The sequence below is a fragment of the Micromonospora sp. NPDC047557 genome, assembly GCF_043205095.1.
In the GTDB taxonomy this organism is placed as follows: Bacteria; Actinomycetota; Actinomycetes; order Mycobacteriales; family Micromonosporaceae; genus Micromonospora.
Genome location: NZ_JBIDDK010000001.1, coordinates 1,515,594 through 1,537,822, shown reverse-complemented (window position 1 = coordinate 1,537,822; position 22,229 = coordinate 1,515,594). Strand labels below are relative to the sequence as shown.

Annotated in this window: 19 protein-coding genes; 10 read left to right on the top strand and 9 right to left on the bottom strand. The window is 72.9% G+C overall.

Translation table 11 applies throughout. The features are described 5' to 3' along the window. Positions 1-72 precede the first annotated feature (72 nt). Positions 73-1,119 (bottom strand): DUF4192 domain-containing protein, encoded by a 1,047-nt coding sequence (locus ACGGAQ_RS07205; RefSeq protein WP_393045386.1) that lies wholly within the window; start codon positions 1,117-1,119, stop codon positions 73-75. A 152-nt stretch (positions 1,120-1,271) separates the two neighbouring features. Between ACGGAQ_RS07205 and ACGGAQ_RS07200 the strand changes: the two genes are divergently transcribed. The 5 genes from ACGGAQ_RS07200 to ACGGAQ_RS07180 all read left to right on the top strand — a co-directional run bounded on the left by ACGGAQ_RS07200 (position 1,272) and on the right by ACGGAQ_RS07180 (position 7,955). Next, complete coding sequence (locus ACGGAQ_RS07200; protein ID WP_393045384.1) at positions 1,272-2,186, top strand: fructosamine kinase family protein; 915 nt, start codon at positions 1,272-1,274, stop codon at positions 2,184-2,186. Beyond that, complete coding sequence (gene moaA / locus ACGGAQ_RS07195) at positions 2,183-3,196, top strand: GTP 3',8-cyclase MoaA (RefSeq protein WP_393045382.1); 1,014 nt, start codon at positions 2,183-2,185, stop codon at positions 3,194-3,196. The genes ACGGAQ_RS07200 and moaA overlap by 4 nt, the downstream gene beginning before the upstream one ends. Positions 3,197-3,198: 2 nt before the next feature. After that, complete coding sequence (locus ACGGAQ_RS07190) at positions 3,199-3,453, top strand: MoaD/ThiS family protein (protein ID WP_393045380.1); 255 nt, start codon at positions 3,199-3,201, stop codon at positions 3,451-3,453. Positions 3,454-3,466: 13 nt separating this feature from the next. Next, a complete protein-coding gene (locus ACGGAQ_RS07185; protein WP_393045378.1) occupies positions 3,467-4,717 on the top strand; it encodes a metallophosphoesterase in 1,251 nt (416 codons plus the stop codon). Between the two features lie 61 nt (positions 4,718-4,778). Further along, positions 4,779-7,955, top strand: a complete 3,177-nt coding sequence (locus ACGGAQ_RS07180; protein ID WP_393045376.1) for a UvrD-helicase domain-containing protein — start codon at positions 4,779-4,781, stop codon at positions 7,953-7,955. Between the two features lie 169 nt (positions 7,956-8,124). Here the strand turns inward: ACGGAQ_RS07180 and ACGGAQ_RS07175 are convergent, their stop codons facing one another. Together ACGGAQ_RS07175 and ACGGAQ_RS07170 are read right to left on the bottom strand one after the other, a co-directional pair. Beyond that, positions 8,125-8,760: a prepilin peptidase gene (locus ACGGAQ_RS07175; protein WP_393045374.1), complete on the bottom strand. Its 636-nt coding sequence runs from the start codon at positions 8,758-8,760 to the stop codon at positions 8,125-8,127. A 10-nt stretch (positions 8,761-8,770) separates the two neighbouring features. Further along, the gene (locus ACGGAQ_RS07170) at positions 8,771-9,751 is read right to left on the bottom strand and encodes an EamA family transporter (RefSeq protein ID WP_393045372.1); all 981 of its coding nucleotides are present in this window, start codon (positions 9,749-9,751) and stop codon (positions 8,771-8,773) included. A gap of 462 nt (positions 9,752-10,213) precedes the next feature. Here ACGGAQ_RS07170 and ACGGAQ_RS07165 point away from each other — a divergent pair, with 462 nt between their 5' ends. The 3 genes from ACGGAQ_RS07165 to ACGGAQ_RS07155 all read left to right on the top strand — a co-directional run bounded on the left by ACGGAQ_RS07165 (position 10,214) and on the right by ACGGAQ_RS07155 (position 12,891). After that, positions 10,214-10,729 (top strand): hypothetical protein, encoded by a 516-nt coding sequence (locus tag ACGGAQ_RS07165; RefSeq protein WP_393045711.1) that lies wholly within the window; start codon positions 10,214-10,216, stop codon positions 10,727-10,729. Positions 10,730-11,060: 331 nt separating this feature from the next. Then, positions 11,061-11,516 (top strand): hypothetical protein, encoded by a 456-nt coding sequence (locus tag ACGGAQ_RS07160; RefSeq protein WP_393045709.1) that lies wholly within the window; start codon positions 11,061-11,063, stop codon positions 11,514-11,516. A gap of 133 nt (positions 11,517-11,649) precedes the next feature. Further along, positions 11,650-12,891 carry an AAA family ATPase gene (locus ACGGAQ_RS07155; protein WP_393045370.1) on the top strand — a complete coding sequence of 414 codons (1,242 nt, stop codon included), beginning with the start codon at positions 11,650-11,652 and terminating at the stop codon, positions 12,889-12,891. Positions 12,892-12,912: 21 nt separating this feature from the next. On the opposite strand, the gene ACGGAQ_RS07150 is transcribed toward ACGGAQ_RS07155, so the two are convergent. Further along, positions 12,913-13,461, bottom strand: a complete 549-nt coding sequence (locus tag ACGGAQ_RS07150; protein ID WP_393045368.1) for a GNAT family N-acetyltransferase — start codon at positions 13,459-13,461, stop codon at positions 12,913-12,915. A gap of 134 nt (positions 13,462-13,595) precedes the next feature. Between ACGGAQ_RS07150 and ACGGAQ_RS07145 the strand changes: the two genes are divergently transcribed. Then, positions 13,596-14,141 carry a DoxX family protein gene (locus ACGGAQ_RS07145; RefSeq protein WP_354855780.1) on the top strand — a complete coding sequence of 182 codons (546 nt, stop codon included), beginning with the start codon at positions 13,596-13,598 and terminating at the stop codon, positions 14,139-14,141. A 215-nt stretch (positions 14,142-14,356) separates the two neighbouring features. Further along, positions 14,357-15,802, top strand: coding sequence for a glycosyltransferase 87 family protein (locus ACGGAQ_RS07140; RefSeq protein WP_393045366.1), 1,446 nt, complete (start codon positions 14,357-14,359; stop codon positions 15,800-15,802). Positions 15,803-15,806: 4 nt separating this feature from the next. Here the strand turns inward: ACGGAQ_RS07140 and ACGGAQ_RS07135 are convergent, their stop codons facing one another. The 5 genes from ACGGAQ_RS07135 to ACGGAQ_RS07115 form a co-directional block, all read right to left on the bottom strand. Then, complete coding sequence (locus ACGGAQ_RS07135; RefSeq protein WP_354855778.1) at positions 15,807-16,235, bottom strand: molybdenum cofactor biosynthesis protein MoaE; 429 nt, start codon at positions 16,233-16,235, stop codon at positions 15,807-15,809. Then, positions 16,232-17,488, bottom strand: coding sequence for a molybdopterin molybdotransferase MoeA (locus ACGGAQ_RS07130; protein WP_393045363.1), 1,257 nt, complete (start codon positions 17,486-17,488; stop codon positions 16,232-16,234). Before ACGGAQ_RS07130 ends, ACGGAQ_RS07135 begins: the two co-directional genes overlap by 4 nt. A gap of 101 nt (positions 17,489-17,589) precedes the next feature. After that, entirely contained in the window at positions 17,590-18,060 is a 471-nt protein-coding gene (locus ACGGAQ_RS07125; RefSeq protein ID WP_393045361.1) for a molybdenum cofactor biosynthesis protein B, read from the bottom strand. Then, on the bottom strand, positions 18,057-18,548 hold the full coding sequence (moaC, locus tag ACGGAQ_RS07120; protein WP_354855775.1) for a cyclic pyranopterin monophosphate synthase MoaC: 492 nt from the start codon (positions 18,546-18,548) through the stop codon (positions 18,057-18,059). Before moaC ends, ACGGAQ_RS07125 begins: the two co-directional genes overlap by 4 nt. 256 nt (positions 18,549-18,804) lie before the next feature. After that, positions 18,805-21,780 carry a tetratricopeptide repeat protein gene (locus tag ACGGAQ_RS07115; RefSeq protein ID WP_393045359.1) on the bottom strand — a complete coding sequence of 992 codons (2,976 nt, stop codon included), beginning with the start codon at positions 21,778-21,780 and terminating at the stop codon, positions 18,805-18,807. Positions 21,781-22,229 lie beyond the last annotated feature (449 nt).

Here is a 22,229-nt window from a genome sequence, read left to right as displayed (position 1 = left end):
CGCCGTGGCCATCCGGTGACCCGGTCATGGTCGTGCTGGCGGGTACGCGGGCGGAGACCGATCGCGCGCCGGTCAGCGCCGGCCACGTCGGCTCCGCTTGCGGGGGCGGACCACGCCGGGCATCCCGACCGACGGCCAGCCGTCCAGCTCGGAGGGCGGCACACCGCGCCGGAGCAGGTCGTCCAGGAGCAGGGCCAGCGAGTAGTCGGGGTGCAGGCTCAGCGTGCGCTCCAACGCGACCGCCGCCAGCGCCCCCTGCCCCGCTCGCCAGGCCGCGAACGCCAACAACGCGCCGGGCGCGGCGGTCAACTCCGGCTCGGCCCGGCGCAGCACGTCGGTCCAGAGAGCGATGTCCCGGTCGCGGCCGTCGGTGCGTTCCCAGGCGTGGTCACGGATGGGCAGGTGGGTCAGCAGCAGGCTCAGCCAGGCCACCTCGTCGTCGTCGAGCCGCTCGCCGCGCCGCTGCCGGCGTTGCGCCTCACGGACCGCCGCCACCCCGGCGGAACGCAGTGCACGCCCGCCGAGCAGGTCGCTGGCAGGCGCCTGCTCGACCAGCTCGACCAGCCGCCGTTCCGCCCGGACGGTGGCGGCGTGCAGCGCGTCGCGGGCCGGGCCGTCCACCGGCGACACCTGCGCCACGAGGGCCGCCCGGTCGGGGAGGGCGACCTGACCGGCGAACACGGCCGACGCGGTCACCGGGTTGGCCGTCGGGTCGTAGCGCCGACCCTCGGGTGGGCAACAGTCCGCCTCGGTGCACAGGTAGGACCACCATCGGCCGTCGGTCACCCGCAGCGCGTCGAGCACCTCCAGGCCGGCGCCGGTCAGGGCGGCGCGTACCGCGTCCACGCTCGGGGTCACCCGGTCAGGTGGCCCGTAGCCCACCACGGTGGCCGCCTCCGCGCCCTGCCGGGAGATCACCCCGGCCAGGTGTCGGGCACGGTCGACCGGGTCCGTGGACGGTTCGGGCAGGTCGGCGCGGGCGGCGAAGATGATCTGCCGGCCGCGCAGCGCCACCGCGACCACGCTGTCGGCGGGATGGAAGCCGAGCAGGTACGGCACGGCGGCGATCAGGTCGGCGGGCGAGCGGACGGAGAGCTTCGCACGTTCGGTCGAGGTCATGCAGGAAGGCTGCGTCCGACCTGCGAAGCCTTCCAGACCCTGTGGATGACACGCGGCTTATCCACAGTTACCGAACGTATTCGTGCAGGTGGACGTGTTTCGATGTGCGCACACGACACCGCGGTGTCATGGGCAGCGGCTACCGTGCGCTGATGGACCTGGCGTACCTGCGCGCGCATCCGGCACACCTGCCGACGTTCCGGACCCATCAGCGACTCCGCGAGACGCCGGTCGCCGGAGGGAACATCTGCGCTGCCGCCCGGCTCACCCTGGACGACGGTCACTCGGTCTTCGCCAAGTCCTGGCCGGAGCGGGCCGACCGGCCCGTGCCCGAGGGCTTCTTCGCCGCCGAGGCCGCCGGGCTGCGCTGGCTGCGGGAGGCCGACGCGATCGGCGTACCCGAGGTGATCGTGGCGTTGCCCGACCTGCTGGCGCTCGACTGGGTGGAGCCCGGCGAGCCGACGCCGGAGGCGGCCGAACGCCTCGGTCGGGAGCTGGCCGCCCTGCACCGGGCCGGCGCACCGACCTTCGGTGCGGCCTGGGCCGGCTTCATCGGCGCGCTCGGGCAGGACAACACCCCCGACGACGGTCCCTGGTCGACGTGGTTCGCCCGCCGCCGGCTCGCCCCCTACCTGCGGCTGTCGGTCGACGGCGGTGCGCTCAGCAGCGCCGACGCCGCGCTGGTCGAGCAGGTGCTCGGCCGGGTCGGCGAGTTCGGCGGGGACGAGCCGCCGGCCCGGGTCCACGGCGACCTGTGGCCGGGCAACGTGCTGTGGGGCGTCGACGAGCGGGCCTGGCTGATCGACCCGGCGGCGCACGGCGGGCACCGCGAGACCGACCTCGCCCAACTGGCGCTCTTCGGCGGCGTCGCGCACCTGGATCGGGTGCTGGCCGCCTACCGGGAGAGCTGGCCGCTGTCCGACGGTTGGCGCGAGCGGGTGCCGCTGCATCAGCTGCATCTGCTGCTCGTGCACACCGCGCTGTTCGGCGCGGGCTACCGCGATGCGGTCGTCGAACTCGCCCGAGCCGCCCTGGGCAGCGTCGAGCGCGCTACGGTCGACCGGTGAGTGTCGCCCCACGGACCGACGGCGTCCTCGTCGACCGGTACGGCCGCGTCGCGCGGGACCTGCGCGTGTCTCTCACCGACAAGTGCAACCTGCGGTGCACGTACTGCATGCCGGCCGAAGGGCTGCCCTGGTTGGCCGGGCCGGAGCTGCTCACCGACGAGGAGATCGTCCGGCTGGTCGGGGTGGCCGTCGAGCGGCTCGGCGTGACCGAGGTGCGGTTCACCGGCGGGGAGCCGCTGATCCGGCCCGGGCTGCTCGGCATCGTGGCCGCGGTAGCCGCGCTCGACCCCCGCCCGCGGGTCTCGCTCACCACGAACGGCATCGGTCTGGACCGGTCGGCGCCCGCGCTGCGTACGGCCGGCCTGGACCGGGTGAACGTCTCGCTGGACACCCTGGACCCGGCCCGGTTCACCCAGCTCACCCGCCGTCCCCGCCTCGACGCGGTGCTGGCGGGGCTCGCCGGGGCGGCAGCCGCCGGGCTCAACCCCGTGAAGATCAACTCCGTGCTGATGCGGGGCGTCAACGAGGACGAGGCGCCGGCCCTGCTCCGCTTCGCGCTCGACCACGGCTACCAGCTACGGATCATCGAGCAGATGCCGCTGGACGCGCAGCACGGCTGGGACCGGAGCACGATGGTCACCGCCGAGGAGATCCTGGCCTCCCTGCGTACCCATTTCGATCTCAGCCCTGACCCGGCCGAGCGCGGCGCGGCACCGGCGGAGACCTGGTTGGTCGACGGCGGCCCGGCCCGGGTCGGCGTGATCGCCAGCGTGACCCGGCCCTTCTGCGGCGACTGCGACCGCACACGGCTGACCGCCGACGGCCAGATCCGCGCCTGCCTGTTCGCCACCGAGGAGTCCGACCTACGGGCGGCGCTGCGCGGCGGCGCGACCGACGACGAGGTGGCGCAGCGGTGGCGCACCGCGATGTGGGGCAAGCGCGCCGGGCACGGCATCGACGACCCCGCCTTCCTCCAGCCGACCCGGCCGATGTCCGCGATCGGGGGTTGACCGTGCAGCCGAGACCGCTCACCATCCGCTACTTCGCCGGTGCGCGCGCCGCAGCCGGCCGCGCCGAGGAGGTCACCCCCGCCGGTCGGTCACTCGACGACCTCACCGCTGAGCTGGCCCAGCGGCACGGCGACCGGCTCGCCGCCGTGCTGCGGGTCGCCAGTTTCCTCGTGGACGGCGTCGCCTGTCATGATCGTCGGGCACCCCTGCCGGGCGGGGCCACGATCGATGTCCTGCCCCCGTTCGCGGGCGGCTGAGGGGGGCGTACACATGTTGGCGGTTCTGGGGTTCATGGGCGTCCTGGCGCTGGTCACCGGCCTGGTCCACCTCTACCTGTGGAAGCGCCTCATCCGGGACACCACCACGCCGGGTCACTGGCGGCGGATCGGCGGGATCGCCGCCCTGGTGCTGGCGGTGCTCGTGCCGGCCACCCTCGTCGGCACGCAGGCCGGCCTCTACTGGCTCGCCTGGCCCGGCTACCTGTGGCTCGCGGTGATGTTCTACCTGCTGGTCACGCTCGTCGTGCTGGAAGTGCCGATGCTTGTCGTCCGGCTGGTGCTGCGCCGCCGGGTGACCGCCGCCGAGCCGACCACCGCCGCGCCCGAGCCGGTGCTGGTCGGCGCCGCCGGGCCCGCCGATCCGCCGGCCACCGGCGCCGTGACGGCACCGGACCACGACCCGGCCCGCCGTCTGCTGCTGGCCCGCGGAGCCGCCATCTTCGCCGGCCTCACCGCCACCGGCATCACGGGGTACGGCGTCCGCACGGCACTCGGCCCGCCCCAACTCGACCGGGTGCAGATCCCGCTGGGCAAGCTCCCGCGCAGCATGGACGGCCTGCGCATCGCCACCGTCTCGGACATCCACCTCGGCCCCCTGCGCGGGCGGGCGCACACCGAGCGGATCGTCGCCGCGATCAACCGTCTCGACGCCGACCTGGTCGCGGTCGTCGGTGACCTGGTCGACGGCTCGGTCGCCGAGCTGGGCCCGGCCGCCGCACCGCTGCGTGACCTGCGCTCCCGGTACGGCAACTTCTTCGTCACCGGCAACCACGAGTACTACTCCGGGGTGGAGGAATGGGTCCAGGAGGTGGACCGCCTCGGCCTGCGGGTGCTGCAGAACCGTCGGCAGGAGATCCAGGCCCGGGGCGGTGTGCTCGACCTGGCCGGCGTGAACGACCTGGACGCGGACCCGGCGGGCACCGGCCTCGCCGCCGGTCCGGACTTCGCCGCCGCCCTCGGTGACCGCGATCCGAGCCGCCCGGTCGTCCTGCTCGCGCACCAGCCCCTCGCCGCGAAGCAGGCGGCCCGCTACGGCGTCGACCTGCAACTCTCCGGGCACACCCACGGCGGGCAGGTGGTGCCGTTCAACCTGGTCGTCGGCCTGGCGCAGCCGGTGGTCAGCGGGCTCGGCGAGGTCGACGGCACGAAGGTCTACGTGACCAACGGCGCCGGTTTCTGGGGCCCGCCGGTGCGGGTGGGCGCCAAGCCGCAGATCAGTCTCGTGGAGCTGCGCTCGGCATAGCGGAGGTCACGTCCGCGCGTGGCGGAAGGCGGGCCGCGCGGCGGGCGTGACAGGATGCGGCGTGCCCCCGTTCAGCGCCGTACCCCCCGGTGGCCTCCCGCCCTTCGTCGCGGACCTGCACATCCACTCGAAGTACTCGCGCGCGTGCAGCCGTGACCTGACGTTGCCGACCCTCGGGTGGTGGGCGCGGCGCAAGGGCATCGCCCTGCTCGGCACCGGCGACTTCACCCACCCCGCCTGGTACGACCACCTGACCGAGACGCTGCGGCCGGCCGAGCCGGGGCTCTACCGGCTCGCCCCGGAGGCGGAGCGCGACATCGCCCGCCGGCTGCCGCCGCGACTCGCCGGCACGACCGACGCCGACGCGGTCCGGTTCATGTTGAGCGTGGAGATCTCCACCATCTACAAGCGGGACGACCGGACCCGCAAGGTGCACCACCTCATCTACCTGCCCGACCTGGAAGCGGTGGCCCGGTTCAACACCGCGCTCGGCCGGATCGGCAACCTCGGCTCCGACGGCCGACCGATCCTCGGCCTGGACTCGCGGGACCTGCTGGAGATCACCCTCGAAGCGAGCCCGGACGGCTATCTCGTCCCGGCGCACATCTGGACGCCGTGGTTCTCCGCGCTGGGCTCGAAGTCCGGCTTCGACGCGATCGCCGACTGCTACGCCGACCTGGCCGAGCACATCTTCGCCGTGGAGACCGGCCTGTCGTCCGACCCGGCCATGAACTGGCGCGTCGGCAGCCTGGACGGCTACCAACTGGTCTCCAACTCGGACGCGCATTCGCCGCCGGCCCTGGGCCGGGAGGCCACCGTGCTGACCGCCGAGCGGGACTACTTCGCCGTCCGGGAGGCGCTGCGCACCGGCGACGGCCTGGCCGGCACCATCGAGTTCTTCCCGGAGGAGGGCAAGTACCACGCGGACGGGCACCGGCTCTGCGGGGTCAACTGGTCCCCGGAGCGCACCCGGGCCGCCGGGGGGCGCTGCCCCGAGTGCGGCAAGCCGCTCACCGTGGGCGTCCTCAGCAGGATCGAGGAGCTGGCCGACCGTCCCGAGGGGCACCGTCCGGCGCATGCCCGCGAGGTCACCCACCTGGTGCCGCTCGCCGAGATCCTTGGCGAGATCAACAAGGTGGGTGCCCGGTCGAAGAAGGTCGAGGGGCGACTCAACGAGCTGCTCGCCGCGCTCGGCCCCGAGTTGGAGATCCTGACCACGACGCCGTTGTCGGACATCGCGCAGGCCGGCGGCGAACTGCTGGCGGAGGGCATCGGGCGGCTGCGGCGGGGCGACGTACGCCGGGTGCCGGGTTACGACGGCGAGTACGGGGTGATCACGCTGTTCGATCCGGCGGAACTGGGCTCGCAGGAGACGCTGTTCGACGTACCCGTGCCGGCGCAGCGACGACCCGCGGAGCCGGCGGCCAAGGCCACGGCCAAGCGCCCGGCGGCCAAGGCGGAACCGAAGCGCAAGCCGACCCCGGCGCCCGCGCCGCCGATCGCGTCGCCGCCGTCACCGCACGAACCGTTCGAGCCGATGCTCTCCGGCATGGAGGAGGTCGGCACCGGCCTGCTGGACCGGCTGGACGCCATGCAGCGGGTGGCGGCGTCCGCGCCCGGTGGGCCACTGCTCATCGTGGCCGGCCCGGGCACCGGCAAGACCCGGACGCTGACCCACCGGATCGCGTACCTGTGCGCGGAGCTGAACGTCTTTCCCGAGCACTGCCTCGCGATCACGTTCACCCGACGGGCCGCCGAGGAGCTGCGGCACCGCCTCGACGGTCTGCTCGGCCCGGTCGCCGAGGACGTCACCGTGGGCACGTTCCACGCGCTGGGGTTGACCATCCTCCGGGAGAACGCCGACGCGGCGGGCCTGCCGGCCGGGTTCCGGATCGCCGACGACGCCGAGCGGGCGGCGGCGAAGTCGGAGGCCGGCGACGATCTCGACGGCTACACGGCGCTGCTGCGCAAGCAGGACCTGGTCGACCTGGACGAGCTGGTGAGTCTCCCGGTGGAGCTGCTGCGGGCCGACCGGAAGCTGGTCGAGCGGTACCGGGACCGCTGGCAGTGGATCTTCGTCGACGAGTACCAGGACGTCGACGCGGTGCAGTACGAGCTGCTGCGGCTGCTCAGCCCCGCCGACGGCAACCTCTGCGCGATCGGTGACCCGGATCAGGCGATCTACTCGTTCCGAGGCGCCGACGTCGGCTACTTCCTGCGCTTCTCGCAGGATTTCACGGACGCCCGTCTGGTCCGGCTCAACCGCAACTACCGCTCGTCCGCGCCCATCCTGGCCGCCGCCGTGCAGGCCATCGCACCGTCCTCGCTGGTGCGGGGCCGGCGGCTGGACCCGGCCCGACTCGACCCGGAAGCCCCACTCGTCGGGCGGTACCCGGCGGCGTCGGTGGCCGAGGAGGCCGACTTCGTGGTCCGTACCGTCGACGAGCTGGTCGGCGGCCTGTCCCACCGTTCGTTGGACTCGGGCCGGATCGACGGCCGGTCCACCTCGCTGTCGTTCTCCGACATCGCTGTGCTGTACCGCACCGACGCGCAGGCCGCCCCGATCGTGGACGCCCTGACCCGGGCCAACATCCCGGTTCAGAAGCGCTCGCACGACCGACTGCGGGACCGGCCCGGCGTGGCGGCCATCGCCCGCGAGCTGCGGCACGCCGACGGGCTGGCCGGCTCGCTGGCCGCCCGGGTGCGCCTGGCCGGCCAGGTGGTCGCCGAGCGCTTCGCGGTGCCCACCCTGGACGGCGCCGGCAGCACGGTCCGTCCCGACGACGTCCGCTCGGCGGTGGACCTGCTGACCCCGCTGGCCCGCCGCTGCGGAGACGACCTGGAGACGTTCCTGTCGCAGTTGGCAACCGGCGCGGAGGTGGACGCGCTCGACCCGCGCGCCGAGGCGGTCACCCTGCTCACCCTGCACGCCGCGAAGGGCCTGGAGTTCCCGGTGGTCTTCCTGGTCGGCGTCGAGGACGGGCTGCTGCCGCTGCGCTGGCCGGGCTCGACACCCGACGAGGACGCGGTCGCCGAGGAACGCCGGCTCCTCTTCGTCGGCCTGACCCGGGCCCAGGACCGCCTGTACGTCAGCCACGCCGCCCGCCGGACCCGACACGGCGTGGAACGTGACTGCGCACCCTCGCCGTTCCTCGCCGCGATCGACCCGGGCCTGTTCGAGCGGTTCGGCGAAACCGAGCCGCGCCGCCCCAAGGACCGCCAACTCCGCCTGATCTGAGCCGCTCGGTCCGACTGGCCTCGCGTGGCACGCCGAGGACCGACTCGTCTCGATGAGCGCCATACCTGAGAGTCATAAATATTCCTGTGAGGTATGGCGCTCATTCGGGCAACGGTCACCGAGGATGGCGGGCACGGGCGGCTGCGGGCCGCTGCGGTGTCCGATGGGATCAGCCGAGGAGGGCACCGAGCCAGGCGCCGGCCAGCAGGGCTGGGCCGAGCGGCAGCAGGGTGTTCCGATGCACCTTCCGGGCGGCGAGCAGACCGAGGACCAGGCCGCCGTGCAGCACATGCGGCAGGAGCAGCCCCGCCAGCAGGGCGTCCCGGCCCAGCCAACCGAGCGGCAGGCCGAGGACTGCGGCGAGTTTCACGTCCCCGAAACCCAGCCGGGAGCCGGGCAGAAGGGCCAGCAGCACGTGCGCCGCGCCGGAGACCGCCGCACCTCCCACCGCGCCGAGCAGCCGGCCGGGAGCGCCGGACAGCAGCGCCGCAGCACTCAGACCCCCGAGGGCCAGCAGCCCGGCCGCCGCGACCAGCGGGTCGGGCAGCCGCAGGCAGGCCAGGTCGACAACGGCCAGCACCAACCCCACCGCCGCCACCGCGAGGAGGACCGGCAGCGCCGGGTCGTCGCTCTGCGCGATGGCCAGCCCCACGAACACCGTGGCCGCCAGCGGCGGTCCGAGCCAGACCCACGCGCCGCGTGCAGGCAGCGCCGGCCGGGTGGTGAAGCGCCGGGCCAATGGGTGTACGACGAATCCGACCACCCCACCGAGCAACGCCACCCCCACCAGCGCCTCGGCCGACATCTGCCGGACGCTACCGGTGGTCGACCGTCCGCGCCGTCCGGCGCGGGCGTTCCGTGCTCACCACCAGGGCCACCCCGGCGACGATGACCGCCCCGCCGAGCAGCACCCGCCCAGTGATCGGCTCGGCCACCAGCAGCGCCCCGAGCGCCACCGCGACCGCCGGGTTCACGTACGCGTACGTCGAGACCAGCGAGATCGGCGCGTTCTGCAGCAGCCAGACGTACGCGGTGAAGGCCACCAGCGAGCCGGCCACCATGAGGTAGCCCAACGCCAGCCAGGACCGGGTGCTGACCGCCGCCGGGTGGAACTCGCTCAGCTCGCCCCGGCCGGCGGCGACAACGGCCAGCGCCACCGCGCCGGCCACCATCTGGTACACCGTGCCGACGAACGGGTCTGCGGGCACCGGGATCCGTCCCGACAGGAACGACCCGACCGACCACGCGATGGCCCCCACCACCACCGTCAGCGCGCCGACCAGCGGCACCGCGTCCGCGCTGCCGGTGGGCAGCACCAGCAGGACCAGACCGACGAAGCCGAACGTGACCCCGGCGAACGTCCAGACTCCAGGCCGGTCGCCGGTGGCGGAGCGCAGGAGCACCACGAGCAGCGGAACGGTCGCCACCAGCAGCGCGGCGATTCCGGACGGCACCGCCACCCCGGGCGGCCCGGATTCGGCGAGCACCACCAGGCCGTTGCCACCGGCGAGCAGGAGCACACCGACCAGCGCGGCGGAGCCCAGCTGCCGACGCTGCACGCGAAGCGCGCCCGGCCCACGGCGCAACCGCAGCACCACCGCCAGCACCAGGCCGGCGACGGCGAACCGCAGGGCGGCCGACAGCAGCGGCGGCAGCGTCTCCACCGCGACCCGGATGGCCAGATAGGTGGACCCCCAGAGCAGGTAGACCACGATCAACGCGGTCCAGACCAGGGCTGGCTTGGCGGCGGCGCGGCGGCCGGGCAGGGCGGCGGCGCTCGGTGGAGATGAGCTCATCGGTGGACCACGCTACGGTGACCTCGGAGTCGGCGTCGCGCATTGGTGGCCGGCCTCTCACCAGATGTGCAGGAGGGCGGCATGACGAACTACGGACCACCGGGTGAGGGCTTTCGAGGCCCGTGGCGTGGGCAACGGCCCGACGAGACGCCCGGCCGGCCGCCGCAGCAGCCCTATCCGTCGGACTCCGAGCCCTACCCGCCGACGGTCCAGTCCTACCCGCCCGCCCCTGCGGAGCGACCCGGGTCCTACGGCGACGGTCCGTACGGCGGCGTACCGGCGAGGCCCTACGGTGGTGGGCCCTCGTACGGCGACGGGCCCTCGTACGGCGGCGAGCGCGGGACACCGTACGGGGCTGAGCCGTCCAGTGCGCCCTACGGCGGCGGACGGTACGGCGGGGAGGCCGGGGCGCCCTACGGTGGCGCGTACCGGCCGACCGAGGCGAACCCGCCGTACGGCGGGGTGCCGCTCCGGCCCGATGACGGCCCGTACGGCGGCGACCCCGCACCCGGCCCGTCCGGGCGCGGCAGAGGGCCGCTGATCGCGGTGGTGGCCGTCGTGGTGCTGCTGGCGCTGGCCGGTGGCGGCGCGTACTGGTTTCTCGGCCGGTCCGACGACCCGGCCGCCCCGGTGGCCGCGCCGACCGGTTCGGCAGGTGTCGGGGCGCCCAGCGCGGACGTGACCGAGCCGGCCGAGCCGGTGCCGAGCGCCGCCGCGCCGGAGTCGTCGGCCGACCCGCGGTTCGTCAAGGTCGGCCAGTGTGTGCGCAACGACGGGGCGGCCGGCGGCAAGCCCAAGCTGCTGATCAGCGGCTGCACGGCGAAGTCGTACGAGGTGCTGCGCCGGATCGACGGCGCGACCAGCGGCGAACGCGACGCCGAGGCGAAGTGCGCCAAGGTCGACGGCTACACCAACTGGTACTTCTTCGACAGCGAGCTGGACACCCTCGACTTCGTCCTCTGCCTGAAGCAGCGCTGACCACCCACCCCCTGGGGATGACATGACGACCTACGGACCATCGGGTTCCGGGCAGCCGGACGACCCGTACCAGCGCCCGCCGACCGGCCCCGATGGCCCGCCCCCGGTCGACCCGACCGTCCCCGAGTGGGGTCCGCCGCCACCGCAGCCACCGCAGTGGGGTCCGCCGCCGCAGCCGGCGCAGTGGGGCCCGCCGCCGCAGCCTGCGCAGTGGGGTCCGCCGCCGCAGCCCTCGGAGTGGGACGCACCGCCGGGGCCGTTCCCACCCGCCGGGCCCGCCCCCGGCCAGCCGGCGGCGCCGTGGCCTCCGCAGGCGCCCGGCGGGTACGGGATGCCACCCGCCCCGCCGGCGAAGAGGAGCGGCGGGAAGATCGCCCTCATCGTCGCGCTTGTGGTCCTGCTCCTGCTCTGTCCCTGTCTCGGCCTCGTCGGCTGGGCGGCGTGGAAGGTCGCCGACAGCGACAGCGACTCTGCCGCGCCAGCCCCGTCGCTGAGCGCACCTGTCGTCCCACCGGGCCTGCCCAGCGACGCCCCGAGCCCCGTCCTGCCGTCCCCGGACGAGGAGGAGTTCGCCAAGGGGGACTGCGTGGTCAACGACGGCAGCGAGGACGACGCGGACCTGCGCAAGGTGCCGTGCGGCCCGAACACCTACCAGGTGCTGCTGCGCATCCCGGCGACCACCGACGGGGACCGGTGCGAGACCCTCGCGCCGCAGGCGACGGCGAACTACGTGCACGACAACGCGATCGACGTGTTCGATTACGTGCTCTGCCTGAAGAAGCGGTGATCCTTGCGCAAACTAGGGCTGTCTAGCGTGGACGCTAGACAGCCCTAGTTTTATCTCGACGGCCGCAACACGCCGGTAGCCTCATCTATCCATATCTAGCTTCGCAGCTAGAGGGCCCGATACTCTGCGATGCGTGGATCCGGTCCGCAACCCGTACGCCCCGGGCGCCGGCCAGCGCCCGCCCGAACTCGCCGGGCGGGGGCGGGAGCTGGACGTCTTCGACATCGTGCTGGAGCGCATCGCCCGCGGTCGACCCGAACGCAGCCTCATGCTCACCGGCCTGCGCGGCGTCGGCAAGACCGTCCTGCTGAACACCCTGCGTTCCCAGGCGATCAACCGGCTCTGGGGCAGCGGCAAGATCGAGGCTCGCCCGGACCAGTCCCTGCGCCGCCCGGTCGCCGCCGCATTGCACATGGCGGTCCGCGAACTCGCCCCCCGGCACCGCGCCCCGGACCGGATCGACGCCTTCCTCGGGGTGCTCAAGGCGTTCGCCCAGCGGTCCACACCGACCGGCCGTGCCGGAGCCCCGTCGAAGCTGCGCGACCGGTGGCAACCCGGCATCGATGTGCCCGCCGCCAGTGGCCGGGCCGACTCCGGCGACATCGAGATCGACCTGGTCGAGCTGTTCAGCGACGCCGCCGCCGTGGCCAGTGACGTGGGCACCGGCGTCGCGCTCTTCATCGACGAGATGCAGGACCTCGGGCCGGAGGACGTCTCCGCGCTCTGCGCCGCCTGCCACGAGCTGTCCCAGATCGGTGCGCCGCTGATCGTCGTCGGCGCCGGGCTGCCGCACCTACCGGCCGTGCTCAGCGCCGCCAAGTCGTACTCGGAGCGGCTCTTCCGCTACCAGCGCATCGACCGGCTCGATCGGATCGCCGCCGACCAGGCGCTCTGCGCGCCGGCCGAGCGCGAGGAGGTGGAGTACGAGCAGAAGGCGCTCGACCTGCTCTACGAGAAGTCCGGCGGCTACCCGTACTTCGTCCAGGCGTACGGGAAGGCGACCTGGGATCATGCGCCACGGTCGCCGATCACCGCCGCCGACGTCCGGGTCGCCGCCCCCGAGGCCGAGGCCGAGCTGGCGGTCGGCTTCTTCGGCTCCCGGTTCGAGCGGGCCACCCCGGCCGAGCGCGAATACATGCGGGCGATGGCCACGCTGTCCCTGGTAGAGGGCGAGGCCGGCGGCGTGGCCCGTGACGACATGGACGCCGCGGTGCCCACCTCCGAGATCGCCCGCGCTCTCGGCCGGAAGCCGGCCAGCCTCTCCCCGGCCCGCGACGCGCTGATCAAGAAGGGGCTCATCTACTCCGGCGAACGGGGCACGGTGGCCTTCACCGTTCCGCACTTCGGCCGGTACCTGCGCACCCAGCCAACCTGACCGCCGCGCCCGTCAGCGCGTTCATACCCTGGACCAGGGCGCCGGGAAGACCACCTCGCCACGCGGCGGTGGACCCTCCTCACTGGTGGACGGCGGCAGCACCAGCGCCTGCCAGGGCTCCCCGAGCCCGGCCCACGGGCTGGTGAGGCCCAGCTCCGCGGCCGGTCCGAAGCCGAAGCGGCGATAGAAGGCCGGGTCACCGAGGACCACGACCAGCCGCTCGCCCAACTCGGTGGCGGCGTCCAGGGCGGCCTGCACCACCGCGCTGCCGTGCCCGACCCGCTGTCGGTGCGGCGCGACCGCCACCGGCCCGAGCGCCAGGGCCGGCGCGACGGCACCGCCATCGGGCCGCACCCGCACCCGGGTGAGCAGCGAGTATCCGACGACCTCGCCGCCGTACTCGGCAACCATGGCCAGCTCGGGTAGCCAGGCGTCGGTGCCGCGCAGGTCGTCGACCAGCCCCACCTCCGGCGGCGTCTGCACGTCCGGTCGGGCGAACGCCGAGGCCAGCACCCGACGCACCGGGCCGGTATCGGCCGGGCCTTCGGGGCGGAGCCGCAGCGTCGTCACCCGCGCGACGTTACCCGTGACGGCCCGTCCATCAGCGATGGTCGCTCGAATCGGCGTGGCGCACGTGCACACCGACCGATCCGGATCCGGCGGTTGCCGGGGTAGCAAACGCCCCGACGGGGTATGACTGATCCATGACGCCCGTACGCTCCCTTGCCCGCGCCATGCTGAGCGGCATCTTCGTGGTCAGCGGGTACCGCAATTTCCGCAACCCCCACCGGCTCGCGGAGACCGCCAAGCCGGTCACCGACCGGGTCGCGCCGCTCCTGCAGAAGGCGCACCCGAACTTCCCCACCGAGACCGAGACGTTGATCCGACTCAACGCGGCGGTGCAGGTCGGCGCCGGGCTGATGCTGGCCACCGGGCGGTTCAGCCGGCCCGCCGCGCTGGTTCTCGCCGGCACGTTGGTGCCGGTCACCCTCGCCGGGCATCCGTTCTGGAAGAACGACGACCCGATCGCCAAGAACAACAACGAGATCCACACCCTGAAGAATCTCGGGCTCTTCGGCGGCCTCCTGCTCGCCGCCGCCGACACCGGTGGCAAGCCGGGCATCCGCTGGCGTACGGGTCACCGCATCGGCCACTCTCGACGTTCCATGCAGCGCGCCGTCCGTACCGCCCGCCGCGAGGCCCGGATCGCCGTCCGGTCAGCGGCCACCGCGCGTCGACTCCCCGGCTGACCTGCCTCGATCTGCTTCGGTGTCACCCCCACCCCCCGCTAAGGCCACGAATTACCTGAACCACCCGGTAGGCGTTAACGCGGTGGAAATGTCAAAAACATGTGTGGGATCGGACACGGTCGCATAACGCGGGAGGCACTGACGTGAGGCGCCGTTCTAGGCTCCGTGCAGGACCTGGACGGGTAGGACGACCTTGGTACGGGGGTGGCCACGCCATGCCGACGGCTGTCGGTAGACGGGCGGACCGCCTCGCCCCAGTTCAACGCATGACGCGGGGGATCGATCGCAGGAACGTCGTACGGGGCGCCATCGTGGCCGCCGTCGCCTATGCCGCATGGCTCGCCATCGGTGAGTTCGGGCGACCGTACAACTTCTTCGACATGAAGATCTACCACGGTGCGGTGGTGTGGTGGGCGAGCGGTCATGAGCTCTACGAGTTCATCGCGCCCGGCACCACGCTCGGCTTCACCTACCCACCGTTCGCCGGGCTCGTCATGCTGCCCATGGCGCAGCTGCCGATCGACGCGGCGGGGATGGTCAACGCCCTCGCCAGCATCGCGGCGCTGACACTGGTGCTGACCGGACTGCTGCGCCCCATCGTGGACCGGTTGGCCTGGCCACTGTGGTTCACCGTGGCCCTGGCGGTGCCGCTCGCGCTCGCCATCGAGCCCAGCCGGGAGACGCTGGGCTACGGCCAGGTCAACCTCCTGCTGTTCGCACTGATCATGGCGGATCTGATCGGGCTGCGGTGGCGCTCGCGCCGAGGCACCCACTACGCCGCGACCGACGGCCCGCTGCTGCGCTTCCTCTACGGTGGCGCCTGGGCGGGCGCCGGCATCGGCCTGGCCACGGCGGTGAAGCTCACCCCGGCGCTGTTCATCGCCTACCTGCTGATCACCCGCCAGTGGCGGGTGGCGGCCACCGCGATCGGCACCACGATCGGCGTGACGATCGGGACCTTCGCGATCGTCGGCGACGAGTCGCGGACGTACTTCGGCAGCGTGCTCTGGCAGACCGAGCGGGTCGGCGCGGCCGACATGACGCCGAACCAGTCGCTCGCCGGCCTGCTGGCCCGGCTGTACGACTCGATCGAGACTCCCGGGCTGCTCTGGCTCGCCTTCTCGGTGCTGATCCTGGCGGTGGGTCTGTCCCGGGCGGCCAGCTCACGCGCCGACGGTGACGAGCTGACCGCGTTCACGCTGGTCGGCCTGACCGCCAACGTGATCAGCCCGATCTCCTGGACGCACCACCTCGTCTGGGTGATCCCGGCGATCATCGTGCTGGCCGACGCCGCCGTCCGTCGACGGGAGGCGAGCAGGGGTCTGGGGCAGCGCACCGGCCAGGGCGCCGCATTCGGTGGCCTGAGCGGGCTCAACGGTCTTCGCCCGCCGATCTGGTATCCCACTCTGACCGGGTTCCGGCACGGCGTCGCCGCCGTCGGCCTCTACCTGCTCTTCCTGATCTCGCCCATCTGGCCGTACGAGCACCAACTGCCGGAGGTGTCGCACTACCAGGACGGTCTGTTCGGGGCGCTGATGGAGAACTCGCTGGCCCTCGCGCTGATCGTGCTGGTCGCGGCGCTGCCCTGGCGGCCCGGCGCCGAGCCGGCGTTCTACGGCGAACGGCTCGCCCGGGCCGTGCTGGTCAACGGCCGCCGCTGAGCGGTCAGGGACAGTTGACCCATTCCTCGGTGCCGTCGGCGAAGACCTGCCGTTTCCAGATCGGCAACCGGGCCTTGGCCTCGTCGACCAGCCGGGCGCAGGCCGCGAAGGCCGCGGCGCGGTGCGCCGTGCTCACCGCGGCGACCAGCGCCACGTCACCGATGGCCAGCGGCCCGACCCGGTGCGAGACGGCCACCGCGTAGACGTCGGGATCGGCGGCGATCTCGGCGGCCACCTCGCGCAGCACCTGCGCGGCGCTCGGGTGCCCCTCGTAGTCCAGGCTCACCACCGGACGCCCGTGGTCGTGGTCGCGTACGACGCCCTGGAAGGAGACGACCGCGCCGGCCCGGCGGTCGGCGACCGCCGCCTCGTGCGCGGCGAGGTCGAGGGGCTGGTCGGTGACCTCGACGACGGTGATCGCCGGCGCGGTCACGACGCCCGCTCCCCGGGCAGCAGCGGCAACGGCACGATCGGCACCCGATCACCCTGCGCACCGTTGGTGCCCGGTCGGATGACGGCGAACCCGTCGGCGCCCGCGAGCCCGCGCAGCATCGCCGACCCGACGTGCCGCACCGGGTACGCCGTGCCGGCGGCCCGGTCCAGGCGCACCAGCGCGAGATGGGTGTGGTCGCCGCGCCCGGGCACCGCCTCAGCCAGCGTGGCCTGGGGCAACACCGGCATCGAGCGACCCTGGAGCCCGGCGAGCAGCGGCGCGACAAGTGACACCAGCGCGACGATGGCGGACTGCGGGTTGCCCGGCAGGCCGGCGACGAACCGGACCCGCCCGTCGTGATCGGCCAGCCGGGCCAGCAGCATCGGGAAACCGGGCCGGACCGCCACCGTGTTGACCACGTAGTCGGCGCCCAGCGCCTCCAGGGTCGGATGCAGGTGGTCGACCGGGCCGTGCATCGTGCCACCGGTGGTGCAGACCAGGTCGGCGCTGGTCAGCGCCGCGCGCACCGCCGCCACGTGCGCGGGCAGCGTGTCGGCGACCGGGCCCACCACGTCCGACGGGCGGACGTGGCAGCCGTACCGACGTAGCCACGCGGGCACCGCCGGGCCCAGCGCGTCGCGCACCCGGCCCGCCCCCGGCGGGCCGGCCGTGAGCAACTCGTCCCCGAAGACCAGCAGCGCGGCGCGCGGCGCCCGCCGGACCCGCAGCGTGTCGTGCCCGCAGGAGGCGGCCAGGCCGATCACCGCCGGGTCGACAGGCGTGCCGACCGGCAGAAGCTCCTCATCGGCGTACGCCTCCTCGCCCGGCTGCCGCCACTCCGGCGTCGGCCGCGGCGTGCCGCTGACCAGGCCGCCCGTGACGGTGGACTCCTCGATGCGCAGCACGGCGGTGGCGCCCTCGGGCACCATGGCCCCGGTCGCGATCTCGACGGTTGTGCCGTCCTCGGCGAGTGGCGTGGGGGTGTTGCCGGCCAGCACACGCCCGACGACGCGCCACGGCCCGGTGCCGCGCACCGCCCAGCCGTCCACGCTGGAGGTGGGGAACGCGGGCAGGTCGGTGCGGGTGGTCAGCGGCTCAGCCAGGGTCAGCCCGTCGGTGTCGACCAACGGCCGGGCGACGGCAGGCAGCGCGGCGGCCAGACCCACCGCGTACACCCGGGACCGCGCCTCCTCCCACCCTGCCGGCGGGGGCGCGGCGACCCGGTCCGCGGTTGGTGCGGTTTCCGTGCTCACCGACCGAGCCTATCGGGGCGGACCGACGCCCGCCGGGCCTGGGCGCGGACCGGCCGGTGGTCGCCGGCGCGGACCGGCCGGTGGTCGCCGGCGCGGACCGATCAGTGGTCGCCGCCGCGAAGCTGGTCGACGGCGTGGCCGAGGATCGGCCCGAGCACCGCCAACCCGTCCCGAGCGCCGCCGGTCGAGCCGGGCAGGTTGACCACCAGCATCCGGCCGGCCACCCCGGCCAGGCCCCGGGACAGGACCGAGGTGGGCACCCGCTCGCGACTGTGCGACCGGATCGCCTCGGCGATGCCGGGGATCTCGTAGTCCAACAGAGCCCGGGTCACGTCCGGCGTCCGGTCGGACGGGGTGATCCCGGTGCCGCCGCTGGTCAGTACCACGTCGACACCGTCGTCGAGAGCGGCCCGCAGGGCGGCGCCGACCGGCTCGCCGTCGGGCACCACCACCGGCTCGTCGACCTGACAGCCCAACTCGCGTAGGCCGGCGACGAGCAGCGGGCCGCTGGTGTCGGCGTAGACGCCGGCCGCGGCCCGGTTGGACGCCACGATCACCCGGGCCTGGATCACGGCCGATCCTCCGGCCGGACCCACTCGCCGGTCTTGCCGCCCTCCTTGCGCAGCACCCGGACCGCCTCCACCGAGGCCGCCGGATCAACCGCCTTGACCATGTCGATCAGCGCCAGGCCGGCGACCGCGACCGCGGTGAGCGCCTCCATCTCGACTCCCGTCCGGTCCGCCGTGCGAGCGGTGGCGGTGATCTCCACGGTGTCCGCGGTCAGCCGCAGGTCGACGGTGACACCGTGCAGGGCGATCGGGTGGCAGAGCGGGATCAGCTCCGGAGTGCGCTTGGCCCCCATGATGCCGGCGAGCCGGCCGACCGCCAGCGCGTCACCCTTGGGCAACCCGTCGCGGTGCAGCAGGTCGACGACCTCGGGCGTGGTGCGCAAACGGCCCGCCGCGACGGCCACCCGGCCGGTCACCGGCTTGGCGGAGACATCGACCATGCGGGCCGCGCCGGCACGGTCGACGTGGCTGAGCTGCGCGGGTTCGGTCACGGCCGTGAGCCTATCGGTGCGGTACGACGCCCGGTGCTCGGAAGGGCGGCGGCCCGGCACTCGCCGGGTGCGACAGCGCTCACCGGGCCGCGCCCTTCCCTCGCTGGACCCGCCGCCGAGGTCGCTGGGGGGACCTGGCGGCGGGCGCGTGTCGACGACCCGGTTCTGCCCACGGGCAGAACCTCCCCCGTTCGCCGATACGGTCCAGAAGCTACCGAGCTTGGCGATAAGAAATCGATAAGCGCCGTCCGGCAGGTCAACGTCCCACGTCGACGAGGGCCGAACCCAGTTCGGCGAGGCGGCGCTCGACCTCGCGGCGCTCCGGCACGCCCATCCAGCGGAAGATCGCCAACGCCCGCTCCCAGTGCCGCCGCGCCTCCGCCGGGTCGACGGCAGTGAAATGCTCCGCGAGGCCCGCCAGTGCGCGCCCCTGCTCGTACGGATGCGAGATCCGGGTCGCCAACTGCAGGGCAACCCGGTGCATCTCGGCCGCCTCGTCGTGGCGCCCCCGCGCCCTCAGGGTGTGCCCAAGCTCGTTGAACGCGCCGGCCTCGACGTGACGCTCCCCGACATCAGCCGCGAGATCCCGGGCCATCTCATGCTGCTGCTGAGCTTCCGCCAGTCGCCCGAGGCCGCGATAGGCGATTCCGAGGTCACTGCGCACCTCCGCCTCGGCGTAGCGGTGGCCGGTGCGGTCACGCAGCGCCAACGAGGCCCGGAGTATCCGGATCGCCTGCGGAAAATCGCCCATCCTTGTGCGCACGGCGCCGATGTGGCTGAGGGCGTTGAGCACGTGGAATTCGTTGGAGTTCGTCCGGGCCCACGCGAGGTGTCGGCGGTGTATCCGCAACGCCTCCTGGTAGCGGCCCAGCGCGGTGAGCGCTATGCCGAGGTTGGGAAGCACCATCGGCGTTCCGACGTTGCCGTATCCCTTGTAGTCACGCAGGCTCTCCTGACCGAGCGTCACCGCCTCGGCCAGATGCCCGCTCGACCAGTAGACAGCGGCGAGGTTGGCGCGGTAGCGCGCGGTGTTCAGCTGGTCGTGAGTTGTGCGGGAGAGCTCGACCGCGCGAGTCAGGTGGTCGAGCGCCCTGCGGTTGTCGCCGGTCCGGACGTAGGCGGAGGCGAGGTAGTTGTTCATCAACCCCATCGCAGTGACGTCTCTGCTCGCCTCGGCCGCAGCCAGCCCTTTCTGGTGGGACACGATGATGTCCTCGAAGTAGCCGCGGATGTAGCAGAACCTCCAGAGAACGCGCGCCAGCCGCCAGGCGTGCTCGTTGAAGCCCGACTCCAGCGCTGTCGACACCATCGTCACCAGCTCCGTCCGCTCCGTCTCCAACCATTCGACGGTCGGTTCCCCGATCGCCTCGATCAACTCGGGCCGGTCGAACGGGAAGAGAATGACCTGCGACCTGACGAAGCCGGGCTCCAGCGCCTCGGCGACCCGCAGGGCCGCCTCCAGCGTGAAGTCGAGCAGCTGCGCCAGAGCGAGCCGCCGGGCGCTTGAGGAGTCGGTACGCGAGCACAGCTGCACGGCGTACTGGCGCATGAGGTCGTGCAGTCGATACCGGCTCGAGTCCAGGTCCTCCACCAGGTTCCGGTCGACGAGGTCATCCAGCGCCGCCCGAGCGTCCGCCACCGTCAGGCCGGTCAGTGCGGCGACGGCCGGAGGGCTGAACCGATTGCCGGGGTACAGGCCCAGGAACCGGAACACTCGCCTGGTCGCCTCCGGGAGAGGTTCGTAGGAGGCGGCGAACGCACCGGTGACAGTGCTGCTCTCGCCAGCCAGCTGGAGCAGCGCGGGTGTCGCGCCGGCCATCTGCGCGGCGAGGTCCGCCAGCCGCCAGGCGCGCCGGTGCGCCAGCCGGGCGCCCGCCAGCCGAATCGCCAGGGGGAGGTGACCGCACAAACGGACCACCTCGGCGGCAGCCTCCGGTTCGGCTTCGACACGTGCCCGACCGACACTGAGCGCGAGAAGTTCCGAACTCTCCTTCAGGCTCAGGACCGGCAGCGTCTGCGAAGGCGTGACGTCCGGATGGGAGAGACGCCGCCGCGATGTCACCAGCACGACCGCGGTCGGCTCCGTCGGCAGCAGGGGCAGGATCTGTTCGCTGCTCGCGGCGTTGTCCAAGACGATCACGGACCTTCGGCGACCCAGCTCACGCCGCCACAACTCCGCCCTGGCGTCGAAATCGACCGGAATCCGCTCCGCCGGTACCTCAAGCTGACGAAGCAGGGTGACCAGGGCGCTCGCGGGCTCGACCCTGGTCTTCGCACCGTGGCCGCACAGGTCGATGAACAACGTCGCGTCCGGATAACGCATGGAGAGCTGGCGGGCCAGGTACACGGCGAGCGCCGTCTTACCGCTGCCCGCCATGCCGTCGATGATGTGCACGGCGGGCACGCGCTCCTCGACCCGCCGAGTCTCCGCCAGCAGCCGCGCCAGCACGTCTTCCCGCCCGACGAAGTCGGCGACCGCCCGGGGAAGATGATCCACCGGCTTGACCTGGACCCGCTCGTCGGTTGTGCCGTCATCCGTCAGGCCGGGCGCAGCCGACGCGAAGCGTCCTGGCCGGATTCCGGATCGCGAGGCGACGGCTGACACGTGGCTCGAACTCGCGGTGGCGATCCTGCGCCGCAACTCTTCGATGTCGACCCCGGGCCCCACCCCCAACTCGGTGGTCAACCGGGTCCGGATCTCGTCGTACGCGGTGAGCGCCTCCGCGTTGTCCCCGCGCTCGTGCAGGCCCCGTATGAGCAGGACGTACGCCGACTCACGAAGCGGGTGACGAGCGACCACCTCCCGTAGCAACGGAATTGCAAGGTGGTCCAGGCCCGAGCGCAGTTGGGCATCGACGAGGAGTTCCGTGGCCAACAGGCGTTCCTCTTCGGCGGCCACAGCTCGGGCGGTCAGGACGGGCCCGAGTGGGGTGCCGGCGAGCATCGGGCCGCGCCACCGCGCCACCGCGCGACCCAGCAGATCCCGAGCCTGATCCAGGCAGCCGGCCGCCAGCGCCTCCCGACCGGCGTTTCGGTCCGACTCGAAGCGGAAAAGGTCGATCAGCTCAGGCGACACGTCGAGCCGATAGCCGTTCCGCTGTCGCACGATGACGCCTCGGCCGGACGGGAAAGCCTCGAAGGTCCGACGCAGATTGGCGGCATAGCTCAGCACATTCGCAACCGCTGATCGCGGTGGGCAATCAATCCACAACTCGTCGACGAGATCGTCCACCGGCACCAGTTGACCCGGGTGAAGGAGGAGCATGGCGAAGACCGTCCGCTGCTTTGGCGTCCCCAGGTGCAAAGTGCGCGTGGGCAGTTGCACCGAGAGACCGCCGAGAACTCGAATGTCCACGCGCCCCCCAACGTCAACCGCGACGGCGTATCCAGTCGATCACGCAACGAAGCTAGCTTACGGGGCCAACTCCGACCTCCGCCTACATCGCAAACCCCGGCATCAGCTGAAATGATGCGTGCGGCACCTGCCCACAAACGACCCGGTTCGCCTCCGGCAGTAACCCAAAGTGCGGATGAGGCTGCAGTCGATCCTCGCCACACTGAATGCAGCCTGCAACTCGCGAGCCAATGTCCATGCTGTCCCGACCGGCCACGCCAGGTTTGAGCGCTCCGCTCAGGAGCGCGGACAGAAAGTGACATATCCACGCCAGCTTGGCTAATGTT

Bases quoted from the DNA above. Each gene is read 5' to 3' on its own strand.
- ACGGAQ_RS07140 (WP_393045366.1), top strand. From the start codon at position 14,357: ATGCCGACGGCTGTCGGTAGACGGGCGGACCGCCTCGCCCCAGTTCAA.
- ACGGAQ_RS07160 (WP_393045709.1), top strand. From the start codon at position 11,061: ATGCCACCCGCCCCGCCGGCGAAGAGGAGCGGCGGGAAGATCGCCCTC.
- ACGGAQ_RS07170 (WP_393045372.1), bottom strand. From the start codon at position 9,751: ATGAGCTCATCTCCACCGAGCGCCGCCGCCCTGCCCGGCCGCCGCGCC.
- ACGGAQ_RS07175 (WP_393045374.1), bottom strand. From the start codon at position 8,760: ATGTCGGCCGAGGCGCTGGTGGGGGTGGCGTTGCTCGGTGGGGTGGTC.
- ACGGAQ_RS07185 (WP_393045378.1), top strand. From the start codon at position 3,467: ATGTTGGCGGTTCTGGGGTTCATGGGCGTCCTGGCGCTGGTCACCGGC.
- ACGGAQ_RS07145 (WP_354855780.1), top strand. From the start codon at position 13,596: ATGACGCCCGTACGCTCCCTTGCCCGCGCCATGCTGAGCGGCATCTTC.
- ACGGAQ_RS07205 (WP_393045386.1), bottom strand. From the start codon at position 1,119: ATGACCTCGACCGAACGTGCGAAGCTCTCCGTCCGCTCGCCCGCCGAC.
- ACGGAQ_RS07200 (WP_393045384.1), top strand. From the start codon at position 1,272: ATGGACCTGGCGTACCTGCGCGCGCATCCGGCACACCTGCCGACGTTC.